Here is a 17,625-nt window from a genome sequence, read left to right on the forward strand (position 1 = left end):
TCAGAGGGTCTCGATCCAGTTGGTGAGGAGCTGGGCTCCGGCGTCGCCGGACTTCTCGGGGTGGAACTGGGTGGCCCACAGGGCGCCGTTCTCGACGGCGGCGACGAAGGGTTCGCCATGGGTGGCCCAGGTGACCTTGGGGGCACGGATGTTGGCGTTGCCGACCTCCAGGGTCCACTCGCGCACCGCGTAGGAGTGCACGAAGTAGAACCGGGCGTCGGCGTCGAGGCCCGCGAACAGCTCGCTGCCCTCGGGCGCGTCGACCGTGTTCCAGCCCATGTGGGGCACGATCGGCGCCTTCAGCGGCTCGACGGTGCCGGGCCACTCGTCGAGGCCCTCGGTCTCCACACCGTGCTCGATGCCGTTGGCGAAGAGGATCTGCATGCCGACGCAGATGCCCATGACGGGGCGTCCGCCGGAGAGCCGGCGGCCGACGATCCAGTCGCCGCGCGCCTCCTTGAGACCCTGCATGCAGGCGGAGAAGGCGCCGACACCGGGGACGAGCAGCCCGTCGGCGTTCATGGCCCGGTCGTAGTCGCGGGTGATCTCCACGTCGGCGCCGACGTGGGCGAGGGCGCGTTCGGCGGAGCGGACGTTGCCGAAGCCGTAGTCGAAGACCACGACCTTCTTCGAAGTGCTCATTCCGCTCATTCCCAGATTCCCTGGATGCGCAGGACGCCGGCGGCCAGGCACATCACGGAGGCGATGGCGAGGACGGCGATCACGCCCTTGGGCAGTCCCTGCTTGGAGAAGGAGTACACACCGCCGGCGAGGAAGAGACCGACGACGATGAGGATGGTGGAGAGGCCGGTCATGGGGTTACAGGGCGCCCTTCGTGGAGGGAAGGATGCCGGCGGCGCGGGGGTCGCGCTCGGACGCGTAGCGCAGGGCGCGGGCGAAGGCCTTGAACTGGCACTCCACGATGTGGTGGGCGTTGCGCCCGTACGGCACGTGGATGTGCAGCGCGATCTGGGCCTGGGCGACGAAGGACTCGAAGATGTGCCGGGTCATCGTCGTGTCGTAGGAGCCGATCATCGGCGCCATGTTCTCGGGCTCGGTGTGCACCAGGTAGGGGCGGCCGGACAGGTCGACGGTCACCTGGGCCAGGGACTCGTCCAGCGGGACGGTGCAGTTGCCGAAGCGGTAGATGCCGACCTTGTCGCCGAGGGCCTGCTTGAAGGCGGCGCCCAGCGCGAGGGCGGTGTCCTCGATGGTGTGGTGCGAGTCGATGTGCAGGTCGCCGTCGGTCTTCACGGTGAGGTCGAACAGACCGTGGCGGCCGAGCTGATCGAGCATGTGGTCGTAGAAGCCGACGCCGGTGGCGACGTCGACCTTGCCCGTGCCGTCCAGGTCGATCTCGACGACGACGGACGTCTCCTTGGTGGTGCGCTCGACCCGTCCTACGCGGCTCATGAGCTCTGCTCCTTCTTCAGTGCGCGAACCGCATCGAGGAACGCGTCGTTCTCTTCCGGGGTGCCGGCGGTGACCCGCAGCCAGCCCGGTACGCCGTTGTCCCGGACCAGGACGCCCCGGTCGAGGATCTTCTGCCAGGCCTCGTGGGAGCCCTCGGCTCCGCCGAAGTGCCCGAACTGGACGAAGTTGGCGTCGGACTCGGTGACCTCGTAGCCGAAGGCCCGCAGCTCGTCGACCAGGCGGTCGCGCTCGGCCTTGAGCTGCTCGACGTAGCCGAGCAGGGTGTCGGTGTGCTCCAGGGCGGCCAGCGCCGTGGCCTGGGTGACGGCCGACAGGTGGTACGGCAGGCGGACCAGCTGGACGGCGTCGACCACGGCGGGGTGGGCGGCGAGGTAGCCCAGGCGCAGTCCGGCGGCGCCGAACGCCTTGGACATGGTCCGGGAGACGACCAGGTTCGGCCGGCCCTCGATGAGGGGCAGCAGCGAGTCGCGGTGGCTGAACTCCACGTACGCCTCGTCGACGACGACCAGCGAGGGCCGGGCGGCCTGGGCCGCCTCGTACAGCGCGAGGACGGTCTCGGCCTCGACGGCGGTGCCGGTGGGGTTGTTGGGGGAGGTGATGAAGACGACGTCCGGGCGGTGCTCGGCGATCGCCCGCTCGGCGGCGTCGACGTCGATGGTGAAGTCCTCGTGGCGCGGGCCGGAGATCCAGCCGGTGCCGGTGCCGCGCGCGATGAGCGCGTGCATCGAGTACGAGGGTTCGAAGCCGATGGCCGTGCGGCCGGGGCCGCCGAAGGTCTGCAGCAGCTGCTGGAGGACCTCGTTGGAGCCGTTGGCCGCCCAGACGTTGCCGACGGCGACCGGGTGGCCGCCCGTGCGGGTGAGGTAGCGGGCCAGCTCGGTGCGGAGCTCGACCGCGTCCCGGTCGGGGTAGCGGTTGAGGCCGCGGGCCGCCTCGGCGACCCGCTCCGCGATCCGCGCCACCAGGGGCTCGGGCAGCGGGTAGGGGTTCTCGTTGGTGTTCAGCTGGACGGGGACGTCGAGCTGCGGCGCACCGTACGGGGACTTGCCGCGCAGTTCGTCTCGGATGGGGAGATCGTCGATGCCGACGGTCTGCTGCTGGTCGGTCACTTGCTCTCGGGCACCTTCCATCCGAACCGGGCCTTGAGGGCCGCGCCGTGGGCCGGCAGGTCCTCGGCCTCCGCCAGGGTCACCACGTGGTGGGTGACCTCGGCCAGGGCGTCCCGGGTGTAGTCCACGACGTGGATGCCGCGCAGGAAGGACTGCACGGACAGGCCCGAGGAGTGGCAGGCGCAGCCGCCGGTGGGCAGGACGTGGTTGGAGCCGGCGCAGTAGTCCCCGAGGGAGACGGGGGCCCAGGGGCCGATGAAGATCGCGCCGGCGTTGCGGACGCGGTCGGCCAGGGCGGCGGCGTCGGCGGTCTGGATCTCCAGGTGCTCGGCGCCGTACGCGTCGACGACCTTGAGGCCGTCCTCCAGGTCGCGGACGAGGACGATCGCGGACTGGCGGCCGGCGAGTGCCGGGACGATCCGGTCGTCGACGTGCTTGGTGGCGGCGACCTGGGTCTTGAGCTCCGCCTCGACGGCGGAGGCCAGCTCCTCGGAGTCGGTGACCAGGACGGCGGCGGCCATCGGGTCGTGCTCGGCCTGACTGATCAGGTCGGCGGCGACGTGCACGGGGTCGGCGGTGGAGTCCGCGAGGACCGCGATCTCGGTCGGTCCGGCCTCGGCGTCGATGCCGATGCGGCCGGTGAAGTACCGCTTGGCCGCGGCCACCCAGATGTTGCCCGGCCCGGTCACCATGTTGGCGGGGGCGCACGACTCGGTGCCGTGGGCGAACATCGCGACGGCCTGGGCGCCGCCCGCGGCGTACACCTCGTCGACCCCGAGCAGCGCGCACGCGGCGAGGATCGTCGGGTGCGGCAGGCCGCCGAACTCGGCCTGCGGCGGGGAGGCGAGCGCGACGGACTCGACGCCGGCCTCCTGCGCCGGGACGGCGTTCATGATCACGGACGAGGGGTAGACGGACCGGCCGCCGGGGGCGTAGAGGCCCACGCGCTGGACGGGGACCCACTTCTCGGTGACCGTGCCGCCGGGCACGACCTGGGTGGTGTGCGACGTGCGGCGCTGGGCGCGGTGCACGATCCGGGTGCGCCGGATGGACTCCTCCAGGGCCGCCCGGACGGCGGGGTCGAGCTGCTCCAGGGCGTCGGCGAGGGCCTCGGCCGGCACGCGCACGTGCGTGAGCTCCACCTGGTCGAACCTCTTCGCGTACTCGACCAGCGCCGCGTCGCCACGATGATGGACGTCCTCGCAGATGGGCCGCACCTTCTCCAGGGCGGCTTCCACGTCGAACTCGGCACGGGGCAGCAGGTCGCGCAGTGCGCCACCCTCGGGGAGGGCGTCGCCGCGCAGGTCGATACGAGAGATCACGGGTCAATTCTCGCAGACGCCCCACAAGCGCCGGACGGCCGTATCACTGGCTGATACGAGCCACAGTGGCGTCTTGTCGCCACAGCTGACCGTTAGCGTTCAGTCCGTCACTCAGCGGGAAGAACGGCTGTACGAATCCAGGGAAGCGGGTTCGTGGAAAGCGAGGGGGCGGCAGTGACCGAGCCGCACGAGGACGGAATGCCGGACGGTCTCACCGGGCCGGAGCAGGCGATGTGGCGGGGCTTCAGGATCGGCAGGACCTGCGACCTGAGCGAGGGGGACGCGGAGCGGGACGACCCGTTCGGGCGACACGTGTGGGGGCCCGGGCGCAGCGTCCGCGCCGACGTGGTGGCGCTGCTGCTGCTCGACGGCCCGCCGGCGCGGTCCGGGCGTGTCGCGGCGCTGAAGCTGCGCGGGGTGCGGATCACCGGGGTGCTCAACCTCGCCGGCGGGACCGTCGGCCCGTACGTGGAGCTGAACCGCTGCCGCTTCGACGCCGAGATCGTGCTCCCGGAGGCGCACTTCGGGACGGTGCGGATGGTCGAGTGCGCGATACCCCGGCTGGAGGCGGCGCGCCTGCACACCCAGGGCGACCTGCACCTGCCGCGGTGCCGGGTGGAGCGGGGCATCCGGCTGACCGACGCCCAGATCGGCACGGACCTGCTGATCAACCAGATCCGGGTCTGGCCGGACCGGCGCGGCCGGGCGATCACCGCCGACGGGCTGGTGGTGGCGCAGGACCTCCAGGCGGAGCTGATCGAGACGCACGGGGAGCTGAGCCTGCGCGGGGCCAAGGTCGGGGTCTCGCTCAGCCTGCGCGGCAGCGTGCTGCGCGGGGCGCAGCAGCGGCGGGCGCTCAACGCGCCGCAGCTGACGGTGGAGCGCTCGCTCTACCTGAACGCGGCCTGGGTGTACGAGGGCGCCGGCGGCGGTACCGCCGGGGGCACGGGCGGGCAGGCGATGGCCACTCCCCCGTACGGCGTCGGCTACACGCCGGTGAGCGGGGCCCGGCGCAGGCCCGTGGAGTGCCATGGCGGGGTGCGGCTGGACGACGGGCGGTTCGGGGACGCGGTGGACCTGCACTACGCGCGGTTCCTGCTGAACGGCGCGCACCGCGAGGAGGTGTCGCTGCGCCGGATAGTGACTCCGGAGCTGCGGTTCAACGGGGAGCGCCCGGAGGAGGGGCGGGTGGTGCTGAACGGCGCGAAGATCGTGACCCTGATCGACCTGTCGACCAGCTGGCCGGGCCCGGGCGGTCTCGCGATGAACGGTTTCGTCTACGAGAACCTCGTGCCGTACGGGCACTTCCCGCTGGCGCGCCGCCTGGAGTGGGTGGCGGCGGCGACCCCGGAGTACGCGCCGGAGCCGTACGAACGGCTCGCGGCGGTGCTGCGCAACAGCGGCGAGGACGCGGACGCGCGGGTGGTGCTGCTGGCCAAGCAGCGCCGGCGCCGGGAGACGCTGCCGGTGGCGGGGAAGCTGTGGGGGTACCTCCAGGACTGGACGGTGGCGTACGGCTACCGGCCGGGCCGGGCGGCGCTGTGGATGGCCGTGCTGTGGGCGGCGGGCGCCGTCGCCTTCTCGCACTACGAGCCCCAGCCGATGAAGGCCGGTGAGGCCCCCCGGTGGAGCGCCACGCTCTACGCGCTGGATCTGCTGCTGCCGGTGATCAACCTCGGCCAGGACGGCTACTGGCGTCTCGAAGGCGCCTGGCAGTGGGCCTCGACGGCGCTGATCCTGCTGGGCTGGGTGCTGGCCACCACGGTGGCGGCGGGAGCGTCGAGGCTGCTGAGTCGGGGGTAGCGTGAGTGAAGAGGGGGGCGGGTTCTGTCGAAGCCCGCCTCTTTCTTTACGGTGTCTTGACCTCGGACAGGACAACTTTCCCGCCGCCACCAAAGCTTCACAGTCCCCCACTGGCGCCGTCTCCACCTGCGGTTTTCAATGGTCCGCACCATGTCAATGCTCCGCGCCCTGATCGGCACCGCCCGGATGGTCCGGCACGCACCGCGGCTCAGCGCCGCGATGCCGCCGGACGACGACGTGCTGCTCGACGTGCCGGACGAACGGCTCGCCCCGGCTCTGGTCGCCGCCGCCCTGGCGGATCCCGAGCCGGCGGCCAAGCTGCTCGCGACCACCCGGGACGCCGCCGAGTGGGAGAACCGGGACCGCTACGTGGCCCGGCTCGCCACCTTCGCGTACAGCCGCGACGCCTGGCTGGCCCACTGGCTGTCCACCACGCCCCGCGACCCCGACGCCCTCCTCGTGAAGGCCCAGCTGGAGGTCCGCCGGGCCTGGGAGTCGCCGGCCCGCGCCGAGCGGCTGCGCGAGCTCGCGCCGCTGATCGACGCCGCCGCGGAGGCCGCGCCCCGCGACCCGGTGCCGTGGCGCATCGCCCTCGACCACGCCCGCGGCACGCACGCGAGCCACACGGTCTTCGAGTCGCTGTGGGAGCAGGCCGTCCGCCGCTCCCCGCACCACTACGGCTGCCACGTCGCCGCGCTCAAGTACCTCTCGGCCCAGTGGTACGGCTCGCACCGCGAGTGCTTCGACTTCGCCGAGCAGGCGGCCGAGGACGCGCTGCCGGGCTCGCTGATCCAGGCGCTGCCGGCGCGCGCGGCCTTCGCCCAGCTGCTCTCCGGGACGGGACACGTCCGGGAGGACCGGATCGACGCGGCGGCGGACCGGGCCGTCGCGCTGTCCGCGGAGTACCCGACCGCCGATCCGTGGCCCGCGGAGGTCCGCAACCTGCTGGTCTACATCCTGCTGCGGCGCCGGCGCGACGCGGAGGCGCTGGAGCAGTTCCGGCGGATCGGGCCCTACGCGACGTCCTTCCCGTGGACGCTGGTGAGCGAGGATCCGCTCGGCAGGTTCCTGGAGGCGAGGGACGGGGTACGGCTCGAAGTGGCCCGTTCGATCCCGCTCGGTCCGGTCCGTCGTGGACGGGCCGGTCGAGGCCGGGCCGACGGCCATTACGCTTGACCGCTGTGACCACCGCTCGTCTCCCCCTCTTCCCGCTGAACACGGTGCTGTTCCCGGGCCTCGTGCTGCCCTTGAACGTCTTCGAGGAGCGTTATCGCGCCATGATGCGCGAGCTGCTCAAGACCGACGAGACGGAGCCGCGGCGCTTCGCCGTCGTGGCGATCCGCGACGGCCGTGAGGTCGCGCCGACCCTGCCGGGCCTGCCGGACCCGACGGCCCAGCCCGAGAAGGGCCCCGCGGCGGGCTTCGGCCCCGACCCGATCCAGGCCTTCCACCGGGTCGGCTGCGTCGCCGACGCAGCGTCGATCCGGGAGCGCCAGGACGGCAGCTTCGAGGTGATGGTGACCGGCACGACCCGGGTGAAGCTGCTGTCCGTCGACGCGAGCGGGCCCTTCCTGGTGGCCGAGGTCGAGGAGATCCCGGAGGAGCAGGGCGACGAGGCGGGCACCCTCGCCGAGGGGGTGCTGCGGGCGTTCCGCAACTACCAGAAGCGCCTCGCGGGCGCCCGGGAGCGGTCCCTGACGACGAGCGACCTGCCGGACGAGCCGTCGGTGGTGTCGTACCTGGTCGCGGCGGCGGCGGTGCTGGACACCCCGGCGAAGCAGCGGCTGCTCCAGGCCCCGGACACGGCGACCCGGCTGCGCGAGGAGCTGACGCTGCTGCGCGCCGAGACAGCGGTGCTGCGGCACCTGCCGTCGCTGCCGGCGGTGGACCTGACGACGGGGCCCACGAGCCCGAACTGACCGAGGAGTCCGATGGCGAAGAAGCAGAGGAAGCAGGCGGGCCAGGGCGGGGGCGGCACACCGGCGACGGTCGCCCTGGCGGCGTCGGGAACCCCCTTCACGCTCCACGCCTACGACCACGACCCGGCCTCCCCGAGCTACGGCGAGGAGGCGGCCGAGGCGCTGGGCGTCTCCCCCGACCGGGTCTTCAAGACCCTGGTCGCGGACGTGGACGGGGAACTGACGGTGGCGGTGGTGCCGGTGGCCGGCCAGCTGGACCTGAAGGCGCTCGCCTCGGCGGTCGGCGGCAAGCGCGCCGCGATGGCGGACCCCGCGGCGGCCGAGCGCACCACGGGCTACGTCCGCGGCGGCATCTCCCCGCTGGGCCAGCGCAAGCGCCTGCGCACGGTCCTCGACGCCTCGGCCGACGGCCACGAGACGATCTGCGTCTCGGCCGGCCGCCGCGGTCTCGAGGTGGAACTCGCCCCGGCGGCGCTCACCGCCCTCACGTCGGCGGTGGTGGCGCCCATCGGCCGCGGCTGACCCGCCCCGCGCGGCCTCCGGGTCCAGGGCACGGCGGGACGGCGGCGCGGGTACGTCACGGGCAGGGGCCGGGGCGCCCGCGGGTGCCCCGGCCCCTGCCGCGAGCGGGTGTCAGCCCTGGGCCGGCGGGGGCGTCGACGCGTCGGGCCACTCGGGCTCCGGGTCGCGCGGGCCCAGCACCGCCGTCAGCGCCAGGTGGACGATCATCGCGGCGAGCGGCCAGGCCAGCATCGCGGCGCCCCACATCTTCAGCTTCAGCGGTGCGTCGAACACGACGTTCGGGCCGACCGACTTGGCATGGGCGACCACGTCGTGCGTCGGTCCCAGGAACGTCCCGACACCCCAGCCCAGCAGCGAGCCCAGCACGCCGCCGACCGCCAGCGCGAGCACCAGCGCCACCCCGCCGTAGCGGTGGAACAAGAAGACGAGGCCCGCGGCGACCGCGCCGAAGCCCAGGGCGAGGAGCACGAACGTGCCGTCCGCGCCGATCGCGGACTCCCCTTCGCTGTGACGCAGGAAGACCGCCTTGCCGTCCGAGATCAGCGACACCCGGGGGGCGAGCCACAGCCACAGCAGGCCCAGCGCCACGCCCGCGACCGTCGAGACCGCGGCCACCACGGCGGCCTGCCGGAGCTCCTTCGCCGTGCTCGGGACCTCGTCCTTCCCGGACAGCGGAGGGTAGGGGGCGGGCCAGGAGGCGTCGGCGCCGTTCGAGGGCGGCTGGTGAGGCGGAGTCAGAGGTGCGGTCACCCCGCCATCGTGCCAGGTACCCCGGGGGGCCGCCTCAGCGGACCGCCGCCCGCCGGTAGGCCCAGGTGGCGACGGCCAGCGAGACCACGCCGACCGCCCCGCAGACGGCGAGGTCGAGACCGACCGCCGCCCAGTCCGGATGCGGGTCGAAGGTGCGGGCGAGCGCCTCCACGCCGTACGTGGACGGCAGCAGGTCCCGCGCGTAGCCGACCACCCCGGGCAGCCGTTCGGCGGGCAGCACGCCGAGCAGCAGGGCCGCGGACATGCCGAGCTGTCCCAGCAGCGTGGCCAGTTCCTGACGGGGCGCGAGCAGCCCCAGCGCCGCGCCGAGCCCGGCGAGGGCGGCCCCGGCGAGCGGCACGACGGCCGCGAGGATCCACAGGTTCCCGAGCGGCAGCCCGAAGAGGACGGAGCCGGCGACCGCGGTCACGACCGTCCCCGGCACGGTGAAGGAGGCGTACGCCCCGGCCGCGCCGAGCACCACCGCGGCCGGCGGCACCGGCAGCGTGGCGTAGTGGTCCAGGCCGCCGCCGGCCCGCAGCTGCCCGAAGTACTGGGCGAGCAGGTTCAGCGCGACGAAGGCGACGACGAGCACGGCGGAGCCGGCCACGACGGCGCGGGCCTCCGAGCCGCCGTCGACGACGCCCCGCATCAGGATCATGATCCCGATGGACTGGAACGTCGCCACGAAGAGCAGGGGGATGCGGGAGACCCGGGCGCGCGACAGCTGCGCGCGGTACACCGCGGCGAGCGCCGGCAGCAGCCGGGCGCGCGGCGCGAGCGGCGCGGCGCCGTCCTCCTCGTCCAGGCGGGGCGCCCGGGCCGGGAGGGCGCCGGTCGGCAGGGCCTCGGCGGGCACGGTACTCACTGCGTACAGCTCCTGACGTTCACGGGGTGCGTCACGCCTTCACCAGTCCCTCGGTCGCGCCGCCGAGCGCCAGGTAGACGTCCTCCAGGCTGGGTGTCGCCAGGGTGAAGTCGTCGAGCGCGGCGAAGGCCGCGCCGCCGGTCACCGCGGCGACGGCGGCCCGCGCCTCGTCCGGGGCCAGCCGCAGGGTCCAGCGCCTGCCGGACTCCTGGGCGGAGGGCCGCAGGGCGGCGACCTCCGGCACGTCCAGCGGGGCGCGCTCGCGCCACACCAGGTCGACCCGGACCTCTCCGGCGACGCGCTCCTTGAGCCCGGCCGGGGTGTCGCAGGCGATGACCCGGCCGCGTTCGAGGACGGCGACCCGGTCCAGCACGGTCTCGGCCTCGATCACGTTGTGGGTGACCAGCAGGACGGTGGTGCCGTGCTCGGCGCGCCGCCGGTCGACCGCGGACCACACGGCGCGCCGGGCGATCGGGTCCATGCCGGTGGTGGGCTCGTCGAGGACCAGTACCGGCCGGGCCCCGATCAGGGCGGCGGCGACGCAGGCGAGCCGCCGCTGCCCGCCCGAGAGCTTCTTCAGGGGGCGTCCGGCGAGTCCGGTCAGGCCGAGTTCGTCCAGGACGGCGTCCCGCTCGGCCCGCGCGTCCCTGGCGGACAGTCCGCGCAGCCGGCCGGTGGTCTCGGCGGCGAGCGCGACGGTCAGTTCGTCGAGCGCGGTGGACTCCTGGCCGAGGTAGGCCAGGAGGCGGGCGGCGCGCTCCGGATGGCGTACGAGGTCGTGGCCGAGCAGCTCGACGGTCCCGGAGTCCGGGCGCATCAGTCCGGTCAGCTGGCGCACGAGCGTGGACTTGCCGGCGCCGTTGGGTCCGAGCAGGCCGAAGATCTCGCCGCCCCGGACGTCCAGGCTGATCCCGTCCGTGGCGCGGACCTCGGGGGTCGCGGGCGCCCCGCGCCTGCCGCGCGTGGCGGGGTACGTCTTGACCAGATCCCGCACCACACACACCGTACTCACGAGGGATGAGCCTACGGGGTCCCCGGCCCTAATCCCCCGCGGGGGCGTGCTCCGCGGCGGCCCGGACATCGATCTCGCGCCAGAATCCGGCCCGGATCGCGTACCGGTCGTGCTCGTCGATCTGGTCGTCCTTGTGGGCGAGCAGGCCGAACCTGGCCGCGTACCGGAGCAGTTCGCCGTCGATGCGGTGCGGGACGCGGGGGTACATGGTGGCCAGCTTCTGGACGTGGCTCTGCTCGGGAAGTCGCTCCATCCAACGACGGGCGAACACCTGTCCGACCTCGAAGGGGTCGCCGCCGACGGTGGTGATGTCCTCCTCCCGGTCGGCCCAGCGCTGCTCGGCGCTGGTGAGCTGGGCGAGCGTGGGCAGCGACGCCGTCTCGGGCGGTTCCCCGAGGGCGCTGCCGGGGCGTTCGATCCAGCCCTTGTCGGAGGACCAGCGCAGGGTGGCGCCGGCGGGCGGGACGGCGGCCGGGCTGCCGGGTCCGCGCAGTCCGGCGAGGTCCTTGGGCGTGGGCACGCCCCGGCCGGGAGCCGGAGCGGGCACCGCCGCCGCCCCGTCGGCCGCGGGCGCCGGCGTGGCGGCGTCCGGGGCCGGGTGGCCCGCCGCGGCGGCCGCGGCCTGCGCCTCGGCGGCCCGTTCGGCGGAGGCGGCGAGCGCCGACTCCGGGAGCGGGGCGGAGAGGATCGCGGCGATCTCGGGGCGGGGGGCCGGCGGCGGGGCGCACAGTCCGGTGAGGTCCTTGGCGCGGATGGCGCGGGTGATCCACGCCCGGTCGAGGACGCGCCGCTCGTCCGCCTCGGCGACCAGGTCCTCGGACTGGTTGTAGTCGCCGTCGGCGGCCTGGACGGCCCAGAGGTGGACGGCGACGCCGTGTTCCTTGGCGGACATCAGGCCGGGCAGCAGGTCGCCGTCGCCGGTCACCAGGACCACGTCGGAGCAGGCGCGGTTGCGTGCCAGCTCGGTGAGCTCGGCGTGCATCGCCGCGTCGACGCCCTTCTGCGCCCACCGGCCGTCGCTGCGGGTCAGGGCACCGAGCCGGACGGTGACCCGGGGCATCACGCGCAGCCGGCGGTGCTCGGGCTGCGGGACCCGGTCGGGTGCGCCGTCGAACCAGTAGATGCGCAGCAGGGGCTGCTCCGTGTCCGCCTCGGCCCCTTCGCGCAGCCCCTGGATGAGCGCGGCGTGGTCGACGGTGATCCTGGAGCGGGCCGGTTCCCCGGCGAGGAGGCTCGCGGCGGCGCCCAGCAGATAGCCGGCGTCCACCAGAACGACGCAGCGGTCCACGTGTCCCACCTTCTTTCGGGAACCTCGGGATCAGGAGTGCTTCGGAGTGCTCCGAGTCTGCCCGACCGTGGGGACGTTGACGGCCGGAACTCGATCATCGGCGTGGCGGATGTCACGCGGCGGCGCGGCCCGTCCGACCGCTCACTGTCGGTGATGATCCAAAATGCGGCGTATTGCCCGGCATGTGAGGCTGACAGCGGCCCTGGCCCCGAGATCCCCTTGAGGAGGCATCACCATGGCCAAGAATCGAAAGCAGAACCGCAGTCAGCAGCCGCAGTCGCAGGCCGAGCGCGGCGCCCAGCAGGCGCAGCAGTCCTCGATGGAGTCGCAGGCGGAGCAGCGCGCCTCGCAGGTGACTCCGGGCGACATGGCCCGCAAGGGGCGGCAGAAGCGCTTCGGTCACAACTGATCGACCGCAGGCACCGGAAGGGGCGCACCCGTGACGACGGGCGCGCCCCTTCCGGTGTCCGCGTGCGGGACCGGCGCTATCCGGCCAGGCAGGACGGGCCGAGCAGCACCTTCAGGTCGCCGAAGAGCGCCGGGTCGGGCTGCACCCGGTGCCGGTCGAGCCGCAGCACGGTGGTCGTCCGCGGGCCCTGGAGCTTGATCCGGACCTCGGTGTTGCCCTTGTGGTGTCCGAGGATCTCGCCGAGCCTGCTGATCATCGGCGGGGTGACCTTCACCGTCGGGATGGTGAGGATCACCGGCGCGTTGGTGCCGGCGTTGGACAGGTCGGGGACCATCAGCTCCATCGCGACCAGCCGGGGCACGTCCTCGCGCTTGTCGAGGCGGCCCTTCACGAAGACGACCGTGTCCTCGACCAGCTGGGTGGAGACCAGCTGGTAGGTGGCCGGGAAGAACATGCACTCGATCGAGCCGGCCAGGTCCTCGACGGTGGCGATGGCCCAGGCGTTGCCCTGCTTGGTCATCTTGCGCTGGAGGCCGGAGATGATGCCGCCGATGGTGACGACCGCGCCGTCGCTGTGCTCGCCGCCGGTGAGCTGGGAGATCGCCGCGTCCGTCTTGTCGGACAGGACGTGCTCGATGCCGAAGAGCGGGTGGTCGGAGACGTAGAGGCCGAGCATCTCGCGCTCCTGGGCGAGCAGGTACGACTTCTCCCACTCGACGTCGGAGAAGACCACGTCGAGGCCGAAGCCGGGCTCGTCGCTCGCCTCGTCGCCCATTCCGCCGAAGAGGTCGAACTGCCCCTCGGCCTCCTTGCGCTTGACGGCCACCACGTTGTCGATCATGGGCTCGTGGTGGGCGACCAGGCCCTTGCGCGTGTGCCCCATCTCGTCGAAGGCGCCGGCCTTGATCAGCGACTCGATGGTCCGCTTGTTGCAGACGACGGCCTCGACCTTGTCGAGGAAGTCGGGGAAGGAGCTGTACTTCCCCTTCGCCTTGCGCGACTTGATGATCGACTCGACGACGTTGGTGCCGACGTTGCGGACGGCGGACAGGCCGAAGAGGATCACGTCGTCGCCCTGCGCGGCGAAGTTCGACTCGGACTCGTTGACGTTGGGCGGCAGCACCTTGATGCCCATGCGCCGGCACTCGTTCAGGTAGACGGCCGACTTGTCCTTGTCGTCCTTGACCGAGGTCAGCAGGCCCGCCATGTACTCGGCGGGGTGGTTCGCCTTGAGATAGGCGGTCCAGTAGGAGACCAGGCCGTACGCGGCGGAGTGCGCCTTGTTGAAGGCGTAGCCGGCGAACGGGACCAGGACGTCCCACAGACCCTGGATCGCCTCGTCGCTGTAGCCCTTGTCCCGGGCGCCCTTCTGGAAGAGGACGAAGTTCTTCGCCAGCTCCTCGGGCTTCTTCTTGCCCATCACGCGGCGGAGGATGTCGGCCTCGCCGAGCGAGTACCCGGCGATGATCTGGGCGGCCTTCTGCACCTGCTCCTGGTAGACGATCAGGCCGTAGGTGACCGCGAGCACCTCTTCGAGGGGCTTCTCCAGCTCCGGGTGGATCGGGGTGATCTCCTGCTGCTTGTTCTTGCGCAGGGCGTAGTTCGTGTGCGAGTTCATGCCCATCGGGCCCGGCCGGTACAGGGCGGACACGGCGGAGATGTCTTCGAAGTTGTCGGGCTTCATCAGCCGCAGCAGCGAGCGCATGGGCCCGCCGTCGAACTGGAAGACGCCGAGGGTGTCACCGCGCTGCAGCAGTTCGAAGGTCTTCGGGTCGTCCAGCGGCAGGGCCAGCAGGTCGAGGTCGATGCCCTTGTTGGCCTTCACCATCTTGACGGCGTCGTCCATGATGGTCAGGTTCCGCAGGCCCAGGAAGTCCATCTTCAGCAGGCCGAGCGACTCGCACTGCGGATAGTCCCACTGCGTGATGGTCACGCCGTCGGTGTGGCGCACCCAGATCGGGGCGTGGTCGACGATGGGCTCGCTGGACATGATCACGCCGGCCGCGTGCACGCCCATCTGCCGGACCAGGCCCTCGACGCCGCGGGCGGTGTCGATCACCTTCTTCACGTCGGGCTCGTTCTCGTACATCGACCGGATCTCGCCGGCCTCGCTGTAGCGCGGGTGCGAGGGGTCGGTGATGCCGTTGAGGTCGATGCCCTTGCCGAGGACGTCGGCGGGCATGGCCTTGGTGAGCCGGTCGCCCATGGCGTACGGGTAGCCGAGGACGCGGGCGGAGTCCTTGATCGCGTTCTTGGCCTTGATCTTGCCGTACGTGCCGATCATGGCGACCTTGTCGGCGCCGTACTTCTCCGTCACGTAGCGGATCACCTCGACGCGCCGGCGCTCGTCGAAGTCGATGTCGACATCGGGCATCGAGATGCGCTCGGGGTTGAGGAAGCGCTCGAAGATCAGTCCGTGCGGGATCGGGTCGAGGTCGGTGATGCCCATGGCGTACGCGACGATCGAACCGGCCGCGGAGCCTCGGCCGGGACCGACCGCGATGCCCTGCTTCTTCGCCCACATGATGAAGTCGGCGACGACGAGGAAGTAGCCCGGGAAGCCCATCGAGATGATCGTGTCCATCTCGTACTCGACCTGCTTCATGCGGTCGTCCGGGATGCCTCCCGGGAAGCGGCGGTGCATGCCGCGCATGGTCTCCTCGCGGAACCAGGTGACCTCGGTGTAGCCGTCCGGGATGTCGAACTTCGGCATGAGGTTCTTGGCCTCGAACATGCCGGTCGTGTCGATCTGCTCGGCGACCAGGAGCGTGTTGGCGCAGCCCTCCTGCCAGGCGTCCGAGGAGTCGATGGCGTACATCTCGTCCGTGGACTTCAGGTAGTAGCCGGTGCCGTCGAACTTGAAGCGGTCCGGGTCGGAGAGGTTCTTGCCGGTCTGGATGCAGAGCAGGGCGTCGTGCGCGCCGGCCTCGTGCGCGTAGGTGTAGTGCGAGTCGTTGGTGACCAGCGGGGGGATGCCGAGCTTCTTGCCGATCTCCAGGAGTCCGTCGCGGACCCGGTGCTCGATCTCGATGCCGTGGTCCATCAGCTCCAGGAAGTACCGGTCCTTGCCGAAGATGTCCTGGTACTCGGAGGCGGCCTTCAGGGCCTCGTCGAACTGGCCGAGGCGGAGCCTGGTCTGGAGCTCGCCGGAGGGGCAGCCGGTGGAGGCGATCAGGCCCTCGGACCACTTCGAGATGGTCTCCTTGTCCATCCGCGGCCACTTCTGGAGCCAGCCCTCGGCGTAGGCGTCGGAGGACAGCTTGAAGAGGTTGTGCAGCCCGGTGGCGTTCGCCGCCCAGATCGTCTTGTGGGTGTAACCGCCGGAACCGGAGACGTCGTCGCGCTTCTGGTGGGGCTGGCCCCACTGGACCTTCCGCTTGTTGCGCCGGGACTCCGGGGCGACGTACGCCTCGATGCCGATGATCGGCGTCACACCGGACTTCTTCGCCGTGTGGAAGAAGTCGTAGGCCCCGTGGAGGTTCCCGTGGTCGGACATCGCGATGTGCGTCATGCCCATCTCGTTGCACGCGTCGAACATGTCCTTCAGCCGCGCGGCACCGTCCAGCAGCGAGTACTGGGTGTGGACGTGGAGGTGCGTGAAGGGCGGCTTGGTCACGGCGGGAGGCCTCCGGAAAAGACGCGTCGCGAAGCGCCTCGTACAGGGGGCGGTCGGGCGACGGGTGGGCGATGACAGGCTGCGGACAGTCTGGGGGGACAGCGTGGAAGTCTACGTCTCCGCAGTCTCCGTCGCCGGGCACTCGGGGGTACCGTCACGCGTTGAGAGACACGGAACACCCGTCCGTTTTGTCACGCACCATTTTGCGCCACGTCCCGCACCAGGAGGCACTCTCGATGTCGGTCCCCCAGCCCGCCGCCGCACGCGGCGAGCAGATCCTCGCCGTCTTCGACACCGCCTTCGGCGAGCTCCTGGCGGCCGATCCCGCCGCGTTCCGGGTCAAGTTCCGGAAGATGGCCGGTTCGGCCTTCGCCTTCTACCGGGGCACGGCGTGCCTGTTCTACTCCGACCTCGCGGCCGAGCGGCACGGCGGCCCGTACCTGGACGAGCGCACCGGCCGGGTCTGGATCCACGGCGACCTGCACGCCGAGAACTTCGGCACGTACATGGACGCCACGGGCCGGCTGATCTTCAACGTCAACGACTTCGACGAGGCCTACGTCGGCCCCTTCACCTGGGACCTGAAGCGCCTGGCCGCCTCCCTCGCGCTGATCGGCTACACCAAGGCGCTCAGCGACGACCAGATCACCGAGCTGGTCCGGATCTACGCGGCCGCCTACCGCGAGCGGATCCACTCGCTGTCGACCGGCGCCAAGAACGACGAGGTGCCGCCCTTCACGCTGGACACGGCCGAGGGCCCGCTCCTGGGCGCGCTGCGCGACGCCCGGTCCCTGACCCGGTTCGCGCTGCTCGACTCGATGACGGAGATCCGTGACTTCGAGCGCCGCTTCTCGGCGGGCGGCGGCGCGATCGAGCTGGACGCGGCCACCCGGTACAAGGTCCTGGCGGCCTTCGACGGCTATCTGGAGACCCTGCCCGAGGCGAGCCTGGCCCGCCCGGACTCGTACCGCGTCAAGGACGTCGTCGGGCGGCGCGGGATCGGCATCGGGTCGGCCGGCCTGCCCTCGTACAACATCCTGCTGGAGGGCAACAGCGACGCCCTGGAGAACGACGTCGTGATCTACATGAAGCAGGCGCAGACCCCGGCGGTCTCCCGCCATGTGACGGACGCGTCCGTGCGGGAGTACTTCCAGCACGAGGGGCACCGCACCGTGATCTCGCAGCGGGCGCTCCAGGCGCACGCGGACCCGTGGCTGGGCTGGACGGAGCTGGACGGCGCCGGGCAGCTGGTCGCGGAGGTCTCGCCGTACGCCGTGGACCTGGACTGGTCGGACATCGACGACCCGGAGGAGATCGCGGCGACCGTGGCCGACCTGGGCCGGGCGACGGCGACGATGCACGCGGCGGCGGACGACTCGAGCGGCCACTCGCTGGTGCCGTTCTCCACCGAGCGGGCCATCGACGCGGCGATCGCCGCCGACGAGGACGGCTTCGCGGATCTCCTGGTGGACTTCGCCCACAGCTACGGCGCCCGGGCGCGCGCCGACCACCAGATCTTCGTGGACCTCTTCCGCAACGGCCGGATCCCCGGTCTCTGACCCGGTTCACAGGC

General features: G+C 72.0%; 16 protein-coding genes. 6 read left to right on the forward strand and 10 right to left on the reverse strand.

The window, feature by feature from the left end; all coding sequences use genetic code 11:
- The 5 genes from hisH to hisD are packed head-to-tail and all read right to left on the reverse strand — an operon-like array spanning nt 1 to nt 3,865.
- Nucleotides 1–642 carry an imidazole glycerol phosphate synthase subunit HisH gene (gene hisH / locus ACGFZF_RS01390; RefSeq protein WP_393550454.1) on the reverse strand — a complete coding sequence of 214 codons (642 nt, stop codon included), beginning with the start codon at nt 640–642 and terminating at the stop codon, nt 1–3.
- A 5-nt stretch (nt 643–647) separates the two neighbouring features.
- Complete coding sequence (locus tag ACGFZF_RS01395; RefSeq protein WP_356603349.1) at nt 648–815, reverse strand: hypothetical protein; 168 nt, start codon at nt 813–815, stop codon at nt 648–650.
- A gap of 4 nt (nt 816–819) precedes the next feature.
- Nucleotides 820–1,413, reverse strand: coding sequence for an imidazoleglycerol-phosphate dehydratase HisB (gene hisB / locus ACGFZF_RS01400; RefSeq protein WP_356603347.1), 594 nt, complete (start codon nt 1,411–1,413; stop codon nt 820–822).
- Nucleotides 1,410–2,543: a histidinol-phosphate transaminase gene (locus ACGFZF_RS01405; RefSeq protein WP_393550457.1), complete on the reverse strand. Its 1,134-nt coding sequence runs from the start codon at nt 2,541–2,543 to the stop codon at nt 1,410–1,412. Before ACGFZF_RS01405 ends, hisB begins: the two co-directional genes overlap by 4 nt.
- Nucleotides 2,540–3,865: a histidinol dehydrogenase gene (gene hisD / locus ACGFZF_RS01410; protein ID WP_393550459.1), complete on the reverse strand. Its 1,326-nt coding sequence runs from the start codon at nt 3,863–3,865 to the stop codon at nt 2,540–2,542. The genes ACGFZF_RS01405 and hisD overlap by 4 nt, the downstream gene beginning before the upstream one ends.
- A gap of 174 nt (nt 3,866–4,039) precedes the next feature.
- On the opposite strand from hisD, the gene ACGFZF_RS01415 reads away from it, so the two are divergent.
- The 4 genes from ACGFZF_RS01415 to ybaK all read left to right on the forward strand — a co-directional run bounded on the left by ACGFZF_RS01415 (nt 4,040) and on the right by ybaK (nt 8,109).
- Nucleotides 4,040–5,668 carry an oxidoreductase gene (locus ACGFZF_RS01415; protein ID WP_393550461.1) on the forward strand — a complete coding sequence of 543 codons (1,629 nt, stop codon included), beginning with the start codon at nt 4,040–4,042 and terminating at the stop codon, nt 5,666–5,668.
- Nucleotides 5,669–5,806: 138 nt separating this feature from the next.
- Nucleotides 5,807–6,844: a hypothetical protein gene (locus ACGFZF_RS01420; protein ID WP_393550463.1), complete on the forward strand. Its 1,038-nt coding sequence runs from the start codon at nt 5,807–5,809 to the stop codon at nt 6,842–6,844.
- A 5-nt stretch (nt 6,845–6,849) separates the two neighbouring features.
- On the forward strand, nt 6,850–7,587 hold the full coding sequence (locus ACGFZF_RS01425) for an LON peptidase substrate-binding domain-containing protein (protein WP_356603337.1): 738 nt from the start codon (nt 6,850–6,852) through the stop codon (nt 7,585–7,587).
- 12 nt (nt 7,588–7,599) lie between these two features.
- Nucleotides 7,600–8,109, forward strand: coding sequence for a Cys-tRNA(Pro) deacylase (gene ybaK / locus ACGFZF_RS01430; RefSeq protein ID WP_147977580.1), 510 nt, complete (start codon nt 7,600–7,602; stop codon nt 8,107–8,109).
- A gap of 111 nt (nt 8,110–8,220) precedes the next feature.
- On the opposite strand, the gene ACGFZF_RS01435 is transcribed toward ybaK, so the two are convergent.
- Genes ACGFZF_RS01435 through ACGFZF_RS01450 form a run of 4 tightly spaced genes read right to left on the reverse strand, consistent with a single transcriptional unit; the run spans nt 8,221 to nt 12,027 of the window.
- Nucleotides 8,221–8,859 (reverse strand): DUF2567 domain-containing protein, encoded by a 639-nt coding sequence (locus ACGFZF_RS01435; protein WP_393550465.1) that lies wholly within the window; start codon nt 8,857–8,859, stop codon nt 8,221–8,223.
- Nucleotides 8,860–8,893: 34 nt separating this feature from the next.
- Entirely contained in the window at nt 8,894–9,727 is an 834-nt protein-coding gene (locus tag ACGFZF_RS01440) for an ABC transporter permease (protein WP_393550467.1), read from the reverse strand.
- 31 nt (nt 9,728–9,758) lie between these two features.
- A complete protein-coding gene (locus tag ACGFZF_RS01445; RefSeq protein ID WP_393550995.1) occupies nt 9,759–10,730 on the reverse strand; it encodes an ABC transporter ATP-binding protein in 972 nt (323 codons plus the stop codon).
- 37 nt (nt 10,731–10,767) lie between these two features.
- Nucleotides 10,768–12,027: an NYN domain-containing protein gene (locus tag ACGFZF_RS01450; protein WP_393550469.1), complete on the reverse strand. Its 1,260-nt coding sequence runs from the start codon at nt 12,025–12,027 to the stop codon at nt 10,768–10,770.
- 235 nt (nt 12,028–12,262) lie between these two features.
- On the opposite strand from ACGFZF_RS01450, the gene ACGFZF_RS01455 reads away from it, so the two are divergent.
- Entirely contained in the window at nt 12,263–12,436 is a 174-nt protein-coding gene (locus tag ACGFZF_RS01455) for a hypothetical protein (RefSeq protein ID WP_187282634.1), read from the forward strand.
- A gap of 76 nt (nt 12,437–12,512) precedes the next feature.
- On the opposite strand, the gene dnaE is transcribed toward ACGFZF_RS01455, so the two are convergent.
- Entirely contained in the window at nt 12,513–16,052 is a 3,540-nt protein-coding gene (gene dnaE, locus ACGFZF_RS01460) for a DNA polymerase III subunit alpha (RefSeq protein ID WP_393550472.1), read from the reverse strand.
- 236 nt (nt 16,053–16,288) lie between these two features.
- Here dnaE and ACGFZF_RS01465 point away from each other — a divergent pair, with 236 nt between their 5' ends.
- On the forward strand, nt 16,289–17,611 hold the full coding sequence (locus tag ACGFZF_RS01465) for a DUF2252 domain-containing protein (RefSeq protein ID WP_393550474.1): 1,323 nt from the start codon (nt 16,289–16,291) through the stop codon (nt 17,609–17,611).
- The last annotated feature ends 14 nt before the right edge of the window (nt 17,612–17,625 follow it).

The organism is Streptomyces sp. NPDC048338 (assembly GCF_043201055.1).
Classification (GTDB): domain Bacteria; phylum Actinomycetota; class Actinomycetes; order Streptomycetales; family Streptomycetaceae; genus Streptomyces.